General features: G+C 26.9%; 21 protein-coding genes, 1 other RNA gene and 1 pseudogene. 12 read left to right on the top strand and 11 right to left on the bottom strand.

Features of this window, described 5'->3' with window-relative positions; translation table 11 throughout:
• Positions 1-14: 14 nt before the first annotated feature.
• The 12 genes and pseudogenes from DJ007_RS06600 (at position 15) to ssrA (ending at position 12,588) form a co-directional block, all read left to right on the top strand.
• The gene (locus DJ007_RS06600) at positions 15-737 is read left to right on the top strand and encodes a hypothetical protein (RefSeq protein ID WP_129408845.1); all 723 of its coding nucleotides are present in this window, start codon (positions 15-17) and stop codon (positions 735-737) included.
• A 232-nt stretch (positions 738-969) separates the two neighbouring features.
• Positions 970-2,508 carry an ATP-binding protein gene (locus DJ007_RS06595; protein WP_129408844.1) on the top strand — a complete coding sequence of 513 codons (1,539 nt, stop codon included), beginning with the start codon at positions 970-972 and terminating at the stop codon, positions 2,506-2,508.
• Positions 2,509-2,563: 55 nt separating this feature from the next.
• Positions 2,564-3,541: a phosphogluconate dehydrogenase (NAD(+)-dependent, decarboxylating) gene (gnd, locus tag DJ007_RS06590; RefSeq protein WP_129408843.1), complete on the top strand. Its 978-nt coding sequence runs from the start codon at positions 2,564-2,566 to the stop codon at positions 3,539-3,541.
• 6 nt (positions 3,542-3,547) lie between these two features.
• Positions 3,548-5,057 (top strand): annotated as a pseudogene (gene zwf, locus DJ007_RS20095) (glucose-6-phosphate dehydrogenase).
• Positions 5,057-5,590 (top strand): 6-phosphogluconolactonase, encoded by a 534-nt coding sequence (pgl, locus tag DJ007_RS06570; protein ID WP_129408839.1) that lies wholly within the window; start codon positions 5,057-5,059, stop codon positions 5,588-5,590. Before zwf ends, pgl begins: the two are co-directional and overlap by 1 nt.
• 38 nt (positions 5,591-5,628) lie before the next feature.
• Positions 5,629-5,751, top strand: a complete 123-nt coding sequence (locus DJ007_RS20090; protein WP_368359530.1) for a hypothetical protein — start codon at positions 5,629-5,631, stop codon at positions 5,749-5,751.
• Positions 5,752-5,803: 52 nt separating this feature from the next.
• On the top strand, positions 5,804-6,334 hold the full coding sequence (locus DJ007_RS06560; protein WP_129408837.1) for a fibronectin type III domain-containing protein: 531 nt from the start codon (positions 5,804-5,806) through the stop codon (positions 6,332-6,334).
• A gap of 5 nt (positions 6,335-6,339) precedes the next feature.
• Positions 6,340-6,537 (top strand): hypothetical protein, encoded by a 198-nt coding sequence (locus DJ007_RS06555; protein WP_129408836.1) that lies wholly within the window; start codon positions 6,340-6,342, stop codon positions 6,535-6,537.
• Entirely contained in the window at positions 6,501-8,474 is a 1,974-nt protein-coding gene (locus DJ007_RS06550; RefSeq protein ID WP_129408835.1) for a fibronectin type III domain-containing protein, read from the top strand. Before DJ007_RS06555 ends, DJ007_RS06550 begins: the two co-directional genes overlap by 37 nt.
• A gap of 598 nt (positions 8,475-9,072) precedes the next feature.
• Positions 9,073-10,878, top strand: coding sequence for a fibronectin type III domain-containing protein (locus DJ007_RS06545; RefSeq protein WP_129408834.1), 1,806 nt, complete (start codon positions 9,073-9,075; stop codon positions 10,876-10,878).
• Positions 10,879-10,892: 14 nt separating this feature from the next.
• Positions 10,893-12,152: a hypothetical protein gene (locus DJ007_RS06540; RefSeq protein WP_129408833.1), complete on the top strand. Its 1,260-nt coding sequence runs from the start codon at positions 10,893-10,895 to the stop codon at positions 12,150-12,152.
• Positions 12,153-12,227: 75 nt separating this feature from the next.
• Positions 12,228-12,588, top strand: a transfer-messenger RNA (tmRNA) gene (gene ssrA, locus DJ007_RS06535).
• A 282-nt stretch (positions 12,589-12,870) separates the two neighbouring features.
• Here ssrA and DJ007_RS15730 read toward each other — a convergent pair.
• From DJ007_RS15730 to pelG, 11 genes are all read right to left on the bottom strand, one after another.
• Complete coding sequence (locus tag DJ007_RS15730) at positions 12,871-13,098, bottom strand: hypothetical protein (protein ID WP_206076183.1); 228 nt, start codon at positions 13,096-13,098, stop codon at positions 12,871-12,873.
• 35 nt (positions 13,099-13,133) lie between these two features.
• Entirely contained in the window at positions 13,134-13,517 is a 384-nt protein-coding gene (locus tag DJ007_RS15725) for a glycosyltransferase (protein WP_368359526.1), read from the bottom strand.
• A gap of 83 nt (positions 13,518-13,600) precedes the next feature.
• The gene (locus DJ007_RS15720; protein ID WP_206076182.1) at positions 13,601-14,329 is read right to left on the bottom strand and encodes a glycosyltransferase; all 729 of its coding nucleotides are present in this window, start codon (positions 14,327-14,329) and stop codon (positions 13,601-13,603) included.
• Positions 14,326-15,294, bottom strand: a complete 969-nt coding sequence (locus tag DJ007_RS06525) for an MJ1477/TM1410 family putative glycoside hydrolase (RefSeq protein ID WP_206076181.1) — start codon at positions 15,292-15,294, stop codon at positions 14,326-14,328. The genes DJ007_RS15720 and DJ007_RS06525 overlap by 4 nt, the downstream gene beginning before the upstream one ends.
• Positions 15,261-15,659 (bottom strand): carbohydrate kinase family protein, encoded by a 399-nt coding sequence (locus DJ007_RS19020; protein ID WP_276318703.1) that lies wholly within the window; start codon positions 15,657-15,659, stop codon positions 15,261-15,263. The genes DJ007_RS06525 and DJ007_RS19020 overlap by 34 nt, the downstream gene beginning before the upstream one ends.
• A 53-nt stretch (positions 15,660-15,712) precedes the next feature.
• Complete coding sequence (locus tag DJ007_RS19015) at positions 15,713-16,021, bottom strand: PfkB family carbohydrate kinase (RefSeq protein ID WP_165974047.1); 309 nt, start codon at positions 16,019-16,021, stop codon at positions 15,713-15,715.
• Positions 16,006-16,164 (bottom strand): hypothetical protein, encoded by a 159-nt coding sequence (locus tag DJ007_RS06510; protein ID WP_129408830.1) that lies wholly within the window; start codon positions 16,162-16,164, stop codon positions 16,006-16,008. Before DJ007_RS06510 ends, DJ007_RS19015 begins: the two co-directional genes overlap by 16 nt.
• A gap of 11 nt (positions 16,165-16,175) precedes the next feature.
• A complete protein-coding gene (locus DJ007_RS06505) occupies positions 16,176-16,958 on the bottom strand; it encodes a nitrilase-related carbon-nitrogen hydrolase (protein WP_129408829.1) in 783 nt (260 codons plus the stop codon).
• A complete protein-coding gene (locus tag DJ007_RS06500) occupies positions 16,955-17,500 on the bottom strand; it encodes a 5-formyltetrahydrofolate cyclo-ligase (protein ID WP_129408828.1) in 546 nt (181 codons plus the stop codon). Before DJ007_RS06500 ends, DJ007_RS06505 begins: the two co-directional genes overlap by 4 nt.
• A complete protein-coding gene (locus DJ007_RS06495; protein ID WP_129408827.1) occupies positions 17,497-19,800 on the bottom strand; it encodes a DUF2194 domain-containing protein in 2,304 nt (767 codons plus the stop codon). Before DJ007_RS06495 ends, DJ007_RS06500 begins: the two co-directional genes overlap by 4 nt.
• Positions 19,797-21,215, bottom strand: a complete 1,419-nt coding sequence (gene pelG / locus DJ007_RS06490) for an exopolysaccharide Pel transporter PelG (protein ID WP_129408826.1) — start codon at positions 21,213-21,215, stop codon at positions 19,797-19,799. Before pelG ends, DJ007_RS06495 begins: the two co-directional genes overlap by 4 nt.

Raw genomic sequence — 21,215 nt, 5'->3', positions numbered from 1 at the left:
AAGAGGTGATCATTTTGTATAAAGAAATTTTAAAAACATTATATTCTTTTCTTGGAAAGAATATATTAAATGAAGAAAAAAAGCTAAAAAGCGAAATTTTTGACAAATTAAATACAAAAAATGATTTTTATGATATTTTAGATTTTTTAAAAACTGAAACATTTCCACGGGAAATTGAAGAAAAATTTCTTTCCTTATTTATTATATCATTATTTAATCGATTACGCATCTCAATTGATATTGAAAAGAAAATTTTAATTTACGGAAATGAAAAGATTGATTTAGATACATTAGGAATAAATAAAGGAATTATTCAATCTGAAAATCTATTAAAAGAATTAATTGATTTAATAGATTACGGAAACCTGCCAACAGAATATCTTTTTGGTATATTATCTAATGATCTTTCATTTAGAATAAGGATCTTTAAAGAATTAATTGGCAGTTCTAAGATTACAGAAGAAAAATGGTCAAAAGAGGAATTAAAAGGATTGATTAATTCATTAACTGAATCTACAAAAAATTTCTTGAAATATATGGTTAAAAAAGGAAAAAGTTCTAAAGATGAAATAATTAAAGATTTAGAATTAAAAGATACAAGATCTATATCTGCATTTACCAGCGCCATTTCAAGGAATTCTCCTTCTAAAAAAGAAAGAATTTTGTTTGGTGAAAAAGGGAAATTATACATTAATGAAGATTATAGAGAGATATTAAAAGAACTATTATTGGAATGACAAATGAAATGCATAAAACTCTTCACTTCGTGAAGAGTTTTAAGAAAAATATGTTTATTATAAAATAAAAAAATAACCTTAATCCTTTCGCAAAACGAAATGATTCACTATATGAAGGTCTTAACTCTTCGCTACGCGAAGTATTTTAGAAAAAATATATAAAATAACAAAAAATAACAAATTTTCCGCTACGCGGAATGTTCTGGTATAATTGAAGCAGGAGGTGGAACTGATGAAAAAATTGCCAATAGGTGTACAGGATTATAAAAAGATAATAGAAGGAAATTATGTGTATGTAGATAAAACGAAATATATATATAACCTGATAAGTTCAGAAGTGCCAATATTTTTATCCCGTCCAAGAAGATTTGGAAAGAGCTTAACGGTATCAACATTGTATTATATATTCAAAGGAGAAAAAGAATTATTCAAGGATACTTATATATATGACAAATGGGAATTTAAAGAATATCCGATAATAAAAATAAGCTTGTTAGATGTGATAAGTGAAACAGCAGATGACTTGAAAGAAGGGTTATTAAGAATAATAAAAAAGGAAGCAAAAAAATATAATATAGAATTGGAAAGTAATCATTACAAATACTCATTTGACGAGTTAATCATGGCTTTATCGGAAAAAGAAAAGGTAGTAATACTGGTAGATGAATATGAAAAACCAATACTGGATAATATAAATAATAAAGAAAAAGCAGAAAGATATAGAGAAATATTAAGGGATTTTTATGTCACAATAAAATCAAATGATGAATACATAAAATTCGTATTCATCACAGGAATAACGAAATTCACAAAAACAGGAGTATTCTCTGCATTAAATAATTTAAACGATATATCATTAAACAAAAAATACTCACAGATGTTAGGATATACACAGGAAGAACTCGAACATTATTTCAAAGAGCACATAAAAGAAACATCAGAGGAAATGGGAATAAGTGAAGAAGAATTATTAAAAGGATTAAAAGAGTATTATAATGGATTTTCATTTGATGGAGAACATTATGTATATAATCCATTTTCAATATTAAAATTCTTTGAAGAAAAGAAATTTCAAAATTACTGGTTTGAAAGTGGATCTCCATCATTCTTATACGAATACATAAAAAACAGAAAGATAACCTATGAGGATTTAGTAAAGGAAACAGTAAGTGCAATGGATTTCTCAACAAGAGAAATAGAAGATGCAAATGCAAATATATTCTTCACACAGGCAGGATATTTAACCTTTAAAGGAATAAAAAAATTGGGATTAAAAGAAAAATATATACTCGACTATCCAAACATAGAAGTAAAAAGCAGTTTCTCAAGATTAATATTAGAAGCAAACTATGGATTAAAAGGATTAGATGAAGCAGAAAATATAATATATGAAAAAATATATGACAATGATATAGAAGGATTAATAGAAGAAATAAAAAAAGTAATAAGTTCAATACCGTATAATCTACATGAAAAAGAAGAAAGATATTATCACTCATTAATATTTGCAATACTGGCAATAGCCGGATTAAATGTAAGAGCAGAAGAAATGACAAATATTGGGAGAAGTGATGTAGTATTGGAATTCAATGAAAGGGTATATATATTCGAAGCAAAACTGGACAAAAGTGCAGAAGAAGCACTAGCTCAGATAAAAGAAAAGAAATACTATGAAAAATATAAAGGAAGAGAGATATATCTTATAGGAATAAATATAAATTCTAAAAAAAGAAATATTGAGGATTATATTATTGAAAAGATGGAAAAATAATACCCTGGTCCTTTAAACTGACCAGGTTATTTTTATAACAGGGAGAGGTGAAATTATGAAATTAGGTATTATAGGTTTAGGCAGAATGGGGAAAAATATGGCAAAAAGATTATTAAAGGATAATCATGAAGTAGTTGTTTATAATAGAACCAAGGAAAAGGTAGAAGATATGGTAAAAAAAGGAGCAATTGGCGCTTTTTCATTGGAAGAATTTGTTGAAAAATTAGACAACCCAAAAATAATATGGTTAATGCTACCAGCTGGAGAAATTACAGACGATACAATAAATAAGCTAATACCATTATTAAAAAAAGGAGATATTATCATCGATGGTGCTAACACATATTATAAAGATGATTTGAGAAGATCAAAAAAATTAAAAGAATATGGCATTCATTATATTGATGCAGGTGTTTCCGGTGGTATTTGGGGACTAAAAGAAGGCTATTGTACTATGATTGGTGGCGAAAAAGAGATATTTGAATACATTGAACCAATATTAAAAACATTAGCTCCAGAAGATGGCTATTTATATTGTGGTCCTAATGGAGCAGGACACTTTGTAAAAATGATTCATAATGGCATCGAATATGGATTAATGGAAGCATATGGTGAAGGATTTGAGTTGTTAAAAGCTTCAGAATATGGAAAATATTTAAATTTACATGATGTTGCGCATCTCTGGAATCATGGTAGCGTTATAAGATCCTGGTTATTAGAATTATTAGAAAACGCCTTTAAAAATGATGATAATCTGGAAGAAATACAGGGTTATGTTGAAGATTCTGGTGAAGCCAGATGGACTGTATTAGAAGCTGTGGAAAAAGGTGTTTCTATACCTATAATATCAAATTCATTATTTAAAAGATTTCAATCAAGACAAAAAGACGTTTTTTCTGATAAAGTTGTTGCTGCTTTAAGAAAAGAGTTTGGTGGTCATGCAGTTTACGATAAGACTCAAGATATTAAAAAAAGCATAGCAGGAGCAGGAGAAGTTAAACCTGCAAATCCACATGAAAAATATAAGGGATGATTTTTTATGAGTTATGTTGAAAATAAATTAGGTTCATATGTAGAACTATGTGATGATCCAACACCTTCTCCTGCAGGGATTATTATTTTTGGCGCTTCTGGAGACTTAACTTTTAGGAAGTTAATTCCTTCTATTTTTCAATTATTTAAAAAAAGAAAATTAGTTAATTTTTATTTATTGGGCGTAGGAAGGTCAAATATAAACGATGAAGAATATAGAAAAAAAGCATATAACAGACTTCTGGAGGATTTTAAAGATAAAAAATTAATTAATATGTTTGTATCTCATTTATATTTTCTATCAGGAAATTATAATTCAGAAGAACTATATAATAACTTAAAAAAAGATTATCATATTTAGATAAAAAAGAAAAAACAGAAAACAATCACTTATTTTATTTTGCCACTCCTCCAAATATTTATTTGCCTATAATAAAAAACATGGGATCCTTTGGACTTACAGAAGAAATGAATAATTATTCAAGAATTGTTATCGAAAAACCCTTTGGAAAAGATTTAAATAGCGCCAAAAAATTAGATGCTGAACTACATGCTCATTTAAGTGAAAATCAAATATATAGGATTGACCATTATTTAGGAAAAGAAACCGTTCAAAATATTATGATGATGAGGTTTGCAAATATTGTTTTTGAGCCTATCTGGAATTACAAATACATAGATCATGTTCAAATCACCGTTTCAGAAAAATTAGGTATAGGAAATAGAGTTGGATATTTTGATCAGACAGGACTTTTAAGAGATATGTTTCAAAACCATATATTACAATTACTAACTTTAATTGCAATGGAACCCCTGCTTCTTTAAATGCAGAAATGATACATGGAGAAAAAATAAAGGTTTTAAAGTCTATCAGGGAATTTCCGAAAGATAATTTAAATAATTGGATTATAAGAGGACAGTATATTGATGGTATCATTGATAATGAAAAAGTTAAATCATATAAAGATGAAGTTGGTAAAAATTCTACAACAGAAACCTTCATAGCCGCAAAATTATTAATTGATAATTGGAGATGGAGCGGAATTCCATTTTATATAAGAACCGGAAAAAGATTAAAAGAAAAAATTTCCGAAGTTTCCATAATATTCAAAGACGTTCCTCACTCTTTATTTTCAGATTTTTATCCTGTAAGAATTGAGCCCAATGCACTTGTTATAAGAATACAACCTGATGAAGGTTTTTCTCTTATTCTTCAGGCAAAGCAACCTGGTTCAAAAATATGTATAAATACCCTTAATATGGAATTTAAATATAAGAACTTTTTTAATTTTGAAACCCAGGATGCTTATGAAAGATTAATTCTTGATGCACTGCTTGGTGACCAAACATTATATGTAAGAAATGATGTTATGGAAGAATCATGGAGAGTAGTTACACCTGTTCTCGAAATATGGGAAAATTCCAATGAAAACTTGTATTTTTACCCTGCAGGAAGTTGGGGTCCAGAAGAATCTTTTTATTTTATAGAAAAAGATAATAGAAAGTGGAGGTTATAATGAGAGTTATTAATTATGAAAACATTAACGAGATGAGCTTTGATGCCGCAAAAACTATTTATAATTTTTATAATTATTATATAAAAAAACAGGGTTATTTTACTCTGGTATTAGCAGGAGGAAATACTCCAAAATTGTTATACGAAATTTTATCTTTTGAATATAAAAATAAAATAAATTGGAATAACACATTCATCTTTTTTGGTGATGAACGCTATGTTGATAAAAACAATGAATATAGTAATTATAAAATGGCAGTAGAAACATTAATTTCAAAAATAGACATTTCAAAAAGTAATATATATAGAATTAAAACAGAAATTTCACCTATAGAAAAATGTGCAGAAGATTATGAAAATAGAATTCTAAACTTTTTTAAATATAAAAAGAAAGATGTTTCTTTTGATCTAATTCTATTGGGAATGGGAAATGATGGACATACAGCTTCTATTTTCCCAGATACACCAGTTTCAGTTGATAAATATATTGACGTAACTTCCCTAAACAGGCTATTCCTAAAATACCTCGAATAACATTCACATATAAAGCCATTAATAATAGTAAAAATATTATGTTTCTCCTTGCTGGAGGAAAAAAGATACAAATATTAAAAGAAATTCTTGAAGGTAATGATTATCCCGCAAGGTTTGTAAAACCTAAAGAAAATTTATTATATTTTATTTCAAAAAAATAATTACTTTAAGAATTTTCTTACCTCGCATGGAATAATCTAACGAGGTGATAGAATGAAAAAGATTTTATTTTATATATTATTAATCTCTTTATTTTTACTATTAAGTTCATGTATTTTTAAAATTAAACCACCAAAGGCCATTTTAACATACCCACCAGAATTCAATAACCTTCCTACAACTATTGATTTATTCTGGACGCTGGAAGGCAATGAAAAAAATAATGGTTTTTATTTTGAAATATATTATGGTAAATCTGCAACTTTATTTGATAATAAAATATCCACTTCCAATACATCTATTAGACTCGAGAATTTAGAGCCTGAAACAGAATATTACATAAAAATCAGAACTATTAAAGGCAATGAATATACTGACTCTGAAATTTATAAGATTAAAACCACTGATAAACCTAAAATATCCTTTGTCATAAATAACACTACAATTTATAAAAGTTATATAGAATTAAAATGGAGTGCTCTGATAAAGATGGAATTAAAAATTATGAGCTATACAAAAGTACAAATCCAAATTTTTCAGATAAAGAACTTTTTTATTCTGGAAAAGATACAAGTTGTAGATTAGAAGGGTTGGCTTACGGGAAGACTTATTACATTAAACTAATTGCATTTGATAATCTAAATGAGAGTAGTAAAAAAACTCTGTCAATTAAAGTTGCTGATCTGGGTTTTTATAATTTTTCACCTTCTGGTAATGCAAATAGCATTCCTGTGGATAAAATCACTTTAAAATGGATTATACAATCGATACAAATAATTATACATTAATTATATCTACGAATGAAGATTTATCTAAAACTAAAGATAATTATTATCATATAAAAACCAATCAAAAACAATATACTATAGGTAACTTACCATCTGGAACTAAATTTTATTGGCAAATAATTGATGAAGAAAATAATTTTAAAAGCCCTATTTTATCATTTACAACCTCGTACAAACCAGAAATTGAAATAACATATCCTGTAAAAAATACAGAAACAGAAAACTATGCTATTGGAATACCTATTGATGCAAAAATAACATGGATTTCTACCGATACTGATAACGATGATCTAACTTATAATATTAAATTAAAAAATATTTCGGAAAATCCTGATATCAATATTAAGAATATAGATTTTTCCACAGATTTACTGGTAGATGAAATTACAGAAAATAATTTTTATAATGTTCAATTAAAAAAGAAGCAATATTATGCAATACAAATCTCAGCCAATGACGGAAAAGGCAACATATCTAAAAGCAATGTCATAAAATTCAGAACAAATTCAGATCCTGTCAAGCCATATAATTTATATCCAAATAATGAAATAAATGTTCCAACAGACATTGCTACTTTAACCTGGGAGTCATACGATATTGATGATAATAAATTAACTTATAATATTTATTTTGGAGATAGTCAAGATAATTTATCTTTTAAAAAAAATGTTAACAATAATTATTATATACTTCATAATCTTGATTACGGTAAAATCTATTATTGGCAGGTTGAAGCAATTGATTCAAATAATGCCACAGCCATAAGTAATACGGCAACCTTTATGACAAATAAGAAACCTCTTTTTAAAGATATTTTCCCTGATAATAATACAAAAAATATAGATTTGAAGCCCGAATTAAAATGGAATTTTGAAGATCCTGATGATGAAATTTCATATTACAATTTATATTTTTCAAAAAATTCTGAAAATTTATCTTTAATAGCGACATTGACAGAAAATAGTTATAAATTTAATTATTATTTATTACCTCAAACCACATACAAGTGGAAAATTGTTGTTTACGATAGTAAAAATGCTTCAGCAACAGGTGGAATAAATTATTTCACCACAACATCAGCTCCTAAAATAGAATTAGAAACTCCAAAGGGGAACAATGAATCTTTAAAACCAGTATTTTCATGGAATTCAACAGATACAGATAATGATGAACTAAAATATATTTTAAACCTTGTTCTTCCAGATAAAACAATAATTAAAACGACAAATTCTACATCTCTAGTATATGATGATTTTTTGCTCCCAGATACTGAATATTCATGGAGTGTTTTAGTAAAAGATAGCAGTCTGGCTACTACCATTTCAGCAACTCAAACATTTAAAACAACTCATCAGCCAACAATCACTTTAATTTATCCTATTTCTGAAAAAAAGTTAGAAGCTACAGTTACTTTAAAATGGAATGCTACTGATCAAGATAATGATGATTTATATTATAAAATTTATCTTGATAATACTGAAATTGCAACAACACTAAATTCAAATTACACACTGGAAAATTTAACAGCAAATAAAACATATGTATGGAAAGTTATGGCAATAGATAGTAATTTAGCAACGTCCATTTCAAGTGAAGCAACATTCACTACCGATTCTGCTCCATATAATTATCCTGACATTACAAATATATATGATTATTATGATCCTTCAAAAGAATATACATTTAATGAAAATAAATATCCTAATAAAATGAAAATACAATGGTCAAATAGCTTAAAGGCCACATATTATAATGTATATAAAGAAAAGGATGGAATAGAAACACCCATTGCTACAAATATTATGGAAAATTATACAACAATTAATATTCCAGAAGGCGGAATTTATAATGTTTACGTAAAAGCTTTCAATAATAAAGGTTTTTATATAAAAGGAAATTCTATTTCATTAAATATTAATACCCCCCTATTTTATTAGATTTTTCACCACAAAATGACGAAACAAATATACCTTTAAACCCCAAAATTATATGGAATGCAGATGATCACGACTCTTCTACTTTTAATATATATATTTATTTTGGAGAAACCGTTGATGATCTAAGCAGCGAATATATTTCTAATGCAAATGGAACTAATGATTATACAATCAACGAAATATTAAAACCAGGAACTACATATTATTGGAAATTAAAACTTGTAGATGAAATGCATGGTGTTACAGAAACTGATTTTAGAAAATTTACCACCACTTATAAGCCCATATAACTTTTATAAGCTTATCCAGTGGTTCAACTAATGTTTCCTTAAATCCAAATATAAATTGGAAAGCAAATGATAAAGATGGTGATCAGTTAACTTTTGACATTAAGTTAAGCGGAAATGGCTATGAAACACAAAAATATACTACATCTAATAACAACTATTCTTTAAAGTTATTACCTAATTCAAATTATATATTACAAATTACTGCCAAAGATGACAAAGGCTCTTCAGATTCAACGGAAATAACTTTTTCAACAACTAAATTACCTATTATTTATAATGATTCATTACGTTCAGATAATTTAGAGCATATGAAAAATGGTGATAAAATTTACTGGAGTGCATATGATCCCGATGGAGATAATTTAATATATGAAATATATTTAGGAACATCTGAAAATAATTTAAATTTAGTTGACTCTACTATTTTATCTGAATATATACTATCTAATCTAGAATATGGTGAAACGTATTATTGGAAGATAATCGCTTATGATGATAAAGGAGGAAAAACTGAATCTGAGATAAAATCGTTTAAAACCAATGCGTTTCCAGGTTTTGAGGAAGATAAATTTTATCCATCCAATAATTCTTTAGGAATAGAAAAAAATGTTACTTTAAAATGGAATGCATACGATAATAATAACGATACTCTTAAATATGATTTATACTTTGGAACTAATAGGTCTAATTTAACCAAAATTGCAACTGATTATATTTACAACTCTTATAATTTAAGCGCTTTAAAAGAAGGAACTACATATTATTGGAAGATTATTGCAAAAGATTCATATGATGGATCAACTGAATCAGAAATAATGAATTTTACAACTAATCTAAACCCTGATATCCCAGAGATCAACTATACGTTATATAATGGCTTAGAAGCATCAATAACCTGGTATGCAAATGACCCTGAAGGTCAAAATATTACATATGATTTATTGAAATCTTTAGATGACACAGATTATAGCACTATTTTATACAATACATTAGATAAATCATATTATGCATCAAAACTTCAACCTAATACCACATATTACTGGAAAGTACGGGCTATAGACGAAAAAAGTGATTTTAGTGAAAAAACTATTTCCTTTACAACCAACTCTATTGATACCAATATCTTTACAATTGAAAGAGGGGATACAATTGAAGAAAATGAAATAATTGATGCTCTTGTAACCACTGTAGATGAACTAATTATGATTCAAAAGGATGGATCCAAATATAATTTAATAAAATTAGATTCTTCTGGAACTCAGACCGATTCTAATTCTATTTCTGTTACTCCTAAATTTGTAGATTATAATAATTCTAATTTATTAGTAATAGGAATTAGTTCAAATAATATATTCTTTGAAGAGCATAAGAGTGATGATTTAATTAGTATAGTTTCCACATCAACAAGTATCCCTGCAGATGATATAAAAGATTATTTAAAATTGGCAGAAAATCAGTATTTAATTGTTGGAAATAATTCTGGTGATGGATTTATTTCAAAGATTGATATTTCTGATGGTTCAACATTGTTAAATACTAAATCTTTTGATAGTTTGAAATTGAATTCTGTTATAAGCATCATTGATGAAGATGGAAATAATAAATATATAGTTTGTGGTTATTCAGAAAGTAGCGGTTATTTGATAAAATTAGATGAAGCATTATCTCCTGAGGCAACCTTAATAGTAGATGATATGGATAATATTTCAAAGGTAATAGCAGATGGAACATATATAGTTGCGATAGGATTTAAGAATAATGATTTAATTATCAAAAAATATGATTATAGATTGAATAAAATCTGGTCTCCTGTTTATGAAAATAATTACGTGGATTCTTTTGCCGATATTTTAAAGGTTTCTGATGGATATTTAATATTATTAAATGATTCTAATGGATATATTGAAGTTATAAAACTCGATGATAATTTAAATTATCTTTCAGGACATATATTTGGGCGAGGTGATGAAGATACCGCAAACGGAATAATAAAAACCAATGATGGTGGATATATTATATTTGGAAAGACAAAATCATTTGGTGATACCGAATATGGTAATGCTTATATAATAAAAACTGATTCTAAATTAAATGGATGGAGCACACCGGAATAGAATGGGGGATTAATATGAAAAAAGTTTTAACTCTAATAATTATAATTCTTTCAATAATATCTTTTGGACGTTTAAATAATATTTTTATTAATTATGATTATGATTTTTTTAAATATGATAGTTCTTTTACTTCTATCAATATGCATTCAATATACGTTGGATATGATTTTGGTAATATACCTTTAAAATTACAGGTTGGAAGCTCTTTGAACTTCCAACCTTCTGGTATTATTTCTACTTTTGCAAATTTTGGAAAGCTCTATGTGGAACCATATATTAAATATGATTCCATGTATTCAATTGGTATAAAGGCAAAATTATATAATTTTTATTTAAATTATAATTTAAATAAAAATATGACCCAATACTTTGGTATTGGTTTATCTATACCTATTATAAAATTTGGAGAAGATAAAATTTTATATATTAAAAGTCCAGACTATTTAAAAATACGTGCAGGAGAAAAAGAAAATATCAAATTAATTGCCACATATAATACTTTTTTTTCAGAAAATATAAATATTTTTTATAGTATAAACAATGAAAAAATAATCTATGCCGGTAAAACAAATGAATTTGGAGAAATAAAAATAACTATTCCTGCTATATATAAAGCAGGTAAATATAACATATCTATTTTTGCTAATAAAAATAAAGTAAAAGACATACATTTAGAAGTATTACCGGATAAACCATTTAAAATTTCTTTTGATTTTGATAAAAATATTCTTTTTACAGATAACGAATATCTTTTAAGAATTAAAAATATAAAAGTATATGACAAATATTCCAATGAAATAAAAAAATATAATATTAAATTCTGGAATTTTAAAATTTTAGGTGATTATAGAGAAATCAACTATTCTTATTTAAATAATTCGCTAATTTTAGAACCATTTAAAAATCCAGGAATTTATGATTTGTATTTTGAAACAAATGTTAATGAGAAATATATCAACGGAATAAAAACTATAGAAATAGAAAATAATCCAAAAAATATAAAGAAAATAAATATAAATATTGATTACCTTGGAAAGGAAAGAAATTATGCTGTTTTTGAAGTAAAGAATCCAACGATTTTATTTTCAAATGCTCAGGAAAAAGTTATAAATAATTTTCGGATTTATCATAACAAAGAAAAAATCAAAATATATAAAAATAGATTTAAAGTGCCTATAAATGAAAACTTTCCTCAATCATATACTTTTGAAATAGAGTGCATGTATTATAATTACAATTCAATAATCAAAAAAATAATAAACGTTAAAGAATAATTCAAAACTTATTCGAATTTTTATCGTCTTAATAGTTGAAAAAATCTTATCTTTATGTTATAATCTATACCGCCTGGGGACGAAACGGTTTCGACGGGGGTGGAGTAAGTCGGAAAGCGAGCCGTGGACGACTGTAACCACGTTAAACAATCGGTCAAAAAAGAGAATTGCCGAAGAAAATTACGCTTTAGCTGCTTAATATAATTAGCAGCCGTCCTTTCAACCGTTCTGGGCCAAATGGTTGAATAGGACGTCATAATTATGGCCCTTACCCAAAAACATTTCTCCCGAGTTTTTGGGGACAACTTAGGGAGATAGCTTAATCTTATCCTGCCTGTGGGAGAAGATTAAGTGAATCTTAAAACACAGGCTGCGCTCGGAGACGTCCGGCTTACTCTGCTTTCGGACGCGGGTTCGACTCCCGCCGTCTCCACCAGCAGAGCCTCGCGGAGGCTCTTTTTTTACAAAAAAACGCCCTTAATGGGCATTTCAGACTGTTGACAAAATAAAATAAGAAAAAATAATATGAGCGAATCCTAAACATTTCGCGAAGCGAAAGGTTTAGGGTTATTTTTTATAATAAAAATATTTATCCTAACCCCTTCGCAGAGCGAAGAGTTTAAGAATTTTCACCGGATGAGCGAATATTATTTGAGTATTTTATTTTGTACTTTGTCTACAAACTGAAACGCCCTTAATGGGCGTTTAGATTAATGTTCTATTTTGATTTCAGATATTTTAATATTATACTTTTATCTACCTCTTTTTCTTTATTAAAGAAGAATTCTGGTATTTTTATATATCCACTTCGTTTCATAGGATTTTTTAAATATTCTTCTATACTTTCTAAGTATCTTTTTGCTGTAATCTCCCATGTATAATTTTCAAGAACTCTTTTCTTACCTAATTTAGAATATTTATCAAAATTTGTCAATCCTTCCAACATACCTTTTGCAATATCTTCTATATCAAAAGGATCTATTAAAACCCCATATTTGCCTTGATCAAAAGACTCAGTTGGGCCCCATTTTTGGTTGCTACAACTGCAAGTCCTACTGCGGCAGCTTCAATAGGGGCTAATCCAAAAGGTTCATAAAATGCTGGTAAAACAAATATTGATCTTTTTCTTACAAAATATCTATAAGCACTTGCTAATTCTTCCTGTCCCGGTACATCAAATAAAGATATTTTACCAAATAAATTGTGATCTTCCATAATTCTTTTTATTTCTCCTATTATTCTTTGTTCTTTCTCAGATAATTTATTTATATCTTCAAATCCGTTTTTTAGCCCTCTGACAAAAATAACAAGATTAGTCCTATTTTGTAACTCTTTAGACCTAGCATATGCTCTTACCACACCCAAATGATTCTTTTTTTCATCAACTCTGCTTGAAACAACTATATATTGTTTATCTTTATTTTTAATATCTCTAATTAAATATTTTTCTATTTCTTCCCAAAAACTTTATCTAACTCATTACTTTCTGCTGAAAATATTTTAATATTTACCCCTGGAGGAATAACTTTAAATTTACTATCATCGTTTACATCCACCACATCATTATATAATGGATGACCATATTGCTCAAATCTTTCAAGATTAGTACTTACTATATTAAATGCAGAACGGTTCATAGAAACTCTTTCAGCATTTATTCTTATAGAAAAATTATATTCACTATCATAGTCATCAAAATTAAATTTATTCACTCCTAATTTATCTATTTTTTGAGCCCCAAGTGAGTGTGCTGTAAACGAAAATGGTATATTGGTAATATCTTCAAATATTGCCCCGGTAATACCTCCATCCCCATAATGAGTGGTAACAAAATCCGGCATTTTATCGATAGAATCATAATATTTCAAAATACCTTCTGCAAACTCTTTTAAATGTGGCCATAATAATTCTTTTCTTAAAAACTTATTTCCACCAAAAGGAATTCTTATAATTTTTAAATTATTATATCCTTCGTAATAATCAAAATCTTCTTTAAATTCAGGCCAATTATCATCAATTATTTTCCTTGTAAAAATATCAACTTCAATACCCAATTTTGATAATTCCATGGCAACTTCTCTAACATAAATTAATTGTCCTCCAAAATCCGGGTGTTCTGTTAATCTTGAACTGTTTTTATCAAAATTCCCTTGAGGGTTAAAAAAAGCTATCCTCATTTTTTCACCTCTTCTACTTTATAATATTTTAAAGCTCCTGATATATCATCCAATTTTTGATTTGTATTGGCTGGATAACCATAAAAGCCGTATTTTTCGCATAATTTTATGAAATCTTTTATATTATCTTCATTTATTTTTTGGGGATTATACACATAATCTGTAACCAGAACGAATTTACCTGCATCTTTAATTCTTAATATATATCTTAGTCTATTACTTATATATTTATCTGAACGTTTTCTATTCTTTTTATAAAATAAACTCTCTACACCTATTCCGGAAATGTTTTTTATATATTCTCCTTTATCATCATATTCTAATATTTCTTCTGCATTTTGCGGAACGATTAAAAAATTAGGGTTTTTCTTTCTTGCATATTCTGCAATTTCTAACACAAAATCGATCATTTCTGAAGCAGTCATTTTTATATTATATCCATTATCTGCCCAATAAATATAACTATCTATCAAATCAAGATAAACACCGGAAAAACCTTGAGAAATAATTTTATCTAAATATGAAAATATTATGTTTTTCCATTCTTTATACCAATATTTTACTTTGTAATTTCCTTCCCATTTTGGATTTTCGGCATCTAACCATTCTGGTGGATCATAATACCATTTTTCATTCCAATAAAATCGATAGTCCTCTGCTTCGCCAATGCTTAAATAAGCAAGTGGAATTATATCCTTGCTTTTTATCCGGCTTATATCCCAATGGCTAAATTTATTTTTCTCACTTCCATTTTTTGAGTAATCTATTATCAAATATTTTGGTCTATAATATGTAGTTATTTTATTTAAATCGATATTTGTCAATTGATAGATTACAGGAACATCGATTTTTTCTATAAAAAACGGGATAAAAAATGGAAATGAAAATAATATTAACAGCAAAAACACAATAAACTTTTCCATAATATCACCTAAATCATATACTTTTCTTTTATATTTTTCCATGACTCTAATGGCGCAATAGCTCCTAAATATTTTAGTTTTTCTGCGGCAAATGCCAATCCCAGCTTCGTGGCTTCAACAATATTAAGATTATTCAGCAAACCTGTATATATTCCAGACCAAACAGCATCACCAGCGCCTGTTACATCTATAACCTTTGTAGCAAAGGTTGGAATATTCTCCTCATATTTTTTATTATGTATTAAAGCTCCATCTTTTCCCAGCGTAAATATAATATTTTTTATTCCAAATTCTTCGAAATATTTTATATAATTTTTGATATCATCATCTCCAAAAATATTTTTCGCATCATCATATGAGGGTTTTGATATATCAATATAAGGTCCAAGCATTTTCAAAACCTCAATTATACTATATTCGTTATTCCATAATATTTTTCTATAATTCGGATCAAATCCTATTAAAATATTTCTTTTTTTGCTTCTTTTACCAATTTATATATTTTTTCAAATTGTTTTGTTTCAGATACTGCCCATGATGATATATGGATAATTCTAATTTTTTCCAGATTTAAATTATCAGGAACTTCAAAATTTAATGATGCACTTCTATAAGCCTTAAATTCTGGCGTTTCTTTTGATTTATTGACAAAAACAATATCAGTATATACATTTTCTTTTTCTACTAAATAGTCTATTTTTACATTATTCTTTAATAAAAAATCTTTTATAAATTCACCAAACGGATCTTTCCCTATAGTTGATAACAAATAGCTATCGATCCCTGTCTGGCTATATTTATAGCAATATTAGCTGGTGACCCACCAAAAAATTTCCGGAAAACGGTTGCATTATATAATGCATCAGACTCTGTTATCATATCTATTAATACTTCTCCTATTGATAAAAACATTTTAATCTCTCCTATATATAAAATTTTTTTACTCTATCCTCAAATATATTGTTATATTTATTAATATTTTTATTAAGTGCTTCATCAGGATTAATTTCAACAACCTTTACTTTATCTCCTTTTTGAGGTAATCTTATAATAACTTCTCCTTTAGGATTTGTAATCTGACTCATACCTGTAAAAGTATTTGTATTTAAAAGATTTACCTCTTCTCCCCATCTATTTGAGGTTGCTATAAACACTCTGTTTTCAAGAGAACGTATCTTATTTGCCTCCTGACAGTAAGGCATAACAAGATTGGCACTGTGGGCTATCACCTGTGCTCCTTTTAACGCAAGTGTTCTAAATGATTCTGGAAAAAACCAATCAAAACATATTGCTAATCCTACTTTGATACCTCTTACATCCTCTACCCAGAATCCTGTATTTCCTTTCTCAAAAAATAATTTTTCTTCATAAAATAAATGTGTTTTTCTATATATTTTATAATCACCATTATCTTTAATGAGTATAGATGAATTATAATATTTATCTCCATCTTTTTCAACAAATCCAAAAACTATATTGTTTTTTTTAGAAACTGCAAAATCCATAAATGTTCTTATTGAATATCCTTTTATATCTTCTGCTACCCATTCAACCTCACTTTTGGTATTAAAGGTATATCCTGTAAATGCGAGTTCTGGAAAAATAAATAAATCTGCATCTTCATTTTTCATTAAATTAATTCCTCTTTCAACATTTTCCTTTACCTGAAAAAGCTCTGGTCTAAATTGAACTAAACCTATTTTCATATTTTCTCACCCTTTAAAATTCTTTTTTCTGTAATTATAATATCCATTTTTATATCATGTTCAAAAATTGGAAGTTCATTTAAAATTTGAAAATCAAAAGCCACACCTATTAAAAAACCTTTTTTGTGATTCGAAAAATATCTATCGTAATAACCTCCACCATATCCTAATCTATACAATTTTTTATCAAAAGCTACTCCCGGTACTAAAAATATATCTATTTCTTTATTATAAGATTCTCCTCTGGGTTCCATTATACCAAAATTTCCTTTTTCAAAATCATTTAAAGATGTTATTTTTATAAAATTCATATCTTTGCCTTTAACTTTTGGAAATAAAATCTCTTTATTCTTCAAAGTTTCAATTAAACTTAATAAATTCACTTCATTTCTAAATGGATAGTACATAGCTATACTTTTAAAATTTAGATCGTTTAAATACTTTAAAATTCTCTCCGTAATTAAAATACTGTACTTATCATATAAACTTTTTTCTAAATTAAGTCGTTTTTTTAACATCATTTTCCTTATTCCATCTTTCATTTTTTCACATCCATAAAATTAATATGCATAATACTTTTATTCATTTCAAGTATATACAATCTGTTATTTCTATAATATTTGACTATTTTTCCTCCATTAATCTTTTTTATTACTCTTTTTGATTTTATCATAAAATATTTTGGAAATAATGTTGAATTAGGTAATATCACATTTAATTCGTTATTTTTCCAATAATATTTTACAGTCTGAGTTAAATAATCAAAAAAATATGGATATGCTTCAGAAGCAGTTTGATTCCTTAGCCACGGGAACTTCTGTTTTATGGTATCATAAAATGTTCTTAAATTATTATACATTTCATCCCATGATCTATTTTCAGGATTTCTATCAGATGCAAATAAATCATCTGGATGTATAAAATGTTGAAATGTTCCAAAGTTTGCAAGCGTGTTTATAGTTGATAAATATATCCTTTTTAATGGATAATATCCATACGTCGAACGTGGTATAATTACCACAAAATTATTTGTTATCCTATATTCAGAAAATTCATCTTTACCTTCATATGATGTACCTATGGTTTTTATTGTTGGTATCGCTTTTAATAAATATTTTGCTCCAAATTCATCTATAAGATTATTTGGCGCTACGTAGCTACTTATAACTATAGGATGTCCAAGTATTTCACTTATAAACTTTTTTGCTGCATTTAAGCTCAATATTATATTTTCTGGATTAGCCCATCTATCTTTTGTTAGAGAATTATGATTATAGCCATGCAAACCCAGTTCGAAATCCGATTCATCAATTTCCTTCATAGCTTTATAAGGATTATTGTTATTGCTAATAAAAAATTCTGTAAATTCAAAAGGAGGAGTACTTGATCCATTATAACTCAATGGTGTAACAAAAGTATATTTTATATTATATTCCTCTGCAAATACTTTTATTGATGGCCACCAGACATCGTAATAATACTTATCATCTGTAATCATTTTATTATTAACCTTTGCCTTTTTTACATTATATGAAGGCAGAGGAAAATCATCTATATAAAAAATAAATGAATTCAATATACCAGCAATTGAAACATCCTGCATTTCTAAAATTGATTGTAAAATTAATCCTCTTAATTCTTTTACAATAATTCCAGGATACATATATCCCATATATCCAGAATTTACCTTTTTATACCATATTGCTGGAACTTTTACATTATTACCACCTAAATAGGCCAGAATAATATTTTTTTTAGAAAGTTCAATATTAAAAGATATGTTAAAATACCTATCAATCACACTTTCACCATTTTTCATATTACCAATAGGAAATATATCCTTTACAAATATTATTTTCGATATATCTATATTATCATTTTTTATATTTTCTTTCCATGGTGTATTTGAAAGGAGTGTTGCGAATACAAATGTTCCCCCATTTTCAATGAACCTTTTTATTGTCCCTGTTTCAACATATTCAGCATCTGTATTCCATATGATGTATTTATACGGTAATAAATCTATTAATGATAAATTGTAAAACTCTTCTACATCAATAGAATCGTAGTTTATTTTTGCATATTCAAATATTTTATATAATTCTTTTTGTGAATTTAAATATTGAGTAGCATCAAATTTAGTTTTTACAATAAGCACTTTATTTTCAATGCCAACCTTTTGATTAATCAAACTTGATATTATTTTCTCAATATTTAAAATAATATCTCCCTTTTCATTTACAAAGCTTCCAAAGATTGCACCTCCACCATTGTTAGATAATATTATCATGGGATACTCTTCATTATCTACTTTATATGATAATAAAATATCGTCATTATCTCCAAAAACAATATATTTCTCCACAGGTTCTTTCAATGAAGTGGGAGGCTGAGTTAAAAAATATTCTTTTTTATAATTAACTGTATAATTTTTCAATTCACGATATCCATATATATAATGAATTCCTATTTTATTTAATAAATTATTTATTTCTCTAATATCAGAAGTCACACCGAGATTATTAAAGAAAAAGAAAAAGCCTCCTTTTTCAACAAAGTTTGATAATTGTCTTAAATATAAATGCGAATTTTTCATCTCTGGAGAATAATACCAGCTAATTACACCAAAATACTTGCTATTATCAATTCTATAATAATTCATATCTTCTATATTTTTCAATTCATAATTTATATTATATTTTTCCAGAACAGGTATTATGTGATATTTAAACATGAATTCTCCATATTGTTCTGACTTTTTATATAGCAACAATAAATCTTTTTGCCCGAATAAGGATATCGTCAAAAAAGCCAATAATAAAATTACAATAAATTTTTTCATTTTTGTTCCTCCATTAGTTTTTTTATATCTTCATAATAAAGGTAGAAACCATTTTCAACTGCTAATTTTTGTCTATAATATTCAATTTTAACTATATTTTGAACTTTTTTTATTAATATTTTATATCCTAAAAAGGTTCCTATTGCAAAAGCAAATGAATAACTTGCTCCCAATGTGTAATATCCAAAATTTTTTATAAATATAATGCTTAACGTACTATTTATAAGTAACACCATTATATTTAAAAATAATGCTTCATTTCTAAAATCAAAATACAACAATAATAGCATTATCATTAAATAAAACGAATTCATCATAGCCCCAATTAATCCAAGCCTTAAAACCGATTTAAACATTTCTGATACAAATGGCAATAAATTCATTTCATTCAAAAAAAATAATATGAGAGTTATAATCATCTGAACTCTTACTGTTAAATTTATATCAAATTTCAACTCTTTCTCCATATCTTTTTGTCTAATAACAATTTCAGAATAATTATAGCCTTCTATAAGTGCGTCATAAAATAATTTATAAGTTTTATAAAACCTCGTTTCTAAAACCAATATAAACATCGTAGCAGTAGGAATTATAGTTAAATAAGCTAAAAACATTGGACTGTCATAAATAAAAGAAAAATGAAAACCTTTTAATGGAATTTCACCAAAATCTTTGGAATACCATGTAATAAAATCATCAATCCATAATGCCAGATAATATGTAAAACCTATAAAAATATTTTGCCAATACTTTTTTATTTCTTTCATCCATTCAAAGGTTATATTCATTTTAGTTCCAAAATACACCAAAGTTATTACATAATGAACAAAGGTTCCAATATTAACTCCAAATGCATAACCCAATATATATCCAAGCGGATTATTTTCAGATCCAAGATAATTAGAGAAAATTATTGCAAAAAAACCCATAACAAGATATGCCATTATATACCAATTTACAGCATCAGTAGAAATAGAAGCTATGGAAATTATCCATAAAGTCAATAAGGAAATAACCAGATATGAAAAAGAAAAAACAAACCATAATTCATGTTTATTAAATAGAAAAAATACTAATAAAAATAAAATTGCGAATAAAATAGCATATAATAACATTCCCATTACTTCCGGTATAATCTTTTTGTATTGCTTCAGGTAAATTAAATCGGAAATGCGTCTTGACTCAAACATAATAAATAAACCTGAAATTATTATAGAGTATACAAAAGAATATACTATAGCTATATTGAAATAAATATTAGTAATTTTTAAAAGTGATAATATTATCCATAAAGATATTGTTGTAATTATCCATGGTCCAGAGGAAATAACAACTGAATACGCTATAGCTAACAAGTCTGTAGATACTCCACCTTTATGAAACATTTTATTTAATCTAAAGCCAACTCCAGCCAA

The organism is Marinitoga lauensis, assembly GCF_004135675.1.
Classification (GTDB): domain Bacteria; phylum Thermotogota; class Thermotogae; order Petrotogales; family Petrotogaceae; genus Marinitoga; species Marinitoga lauensis.
Note: the sequence above shows the minus strand (reverse complement) of the source record. Positions and strands in the feature narration are given on the sequence as shown.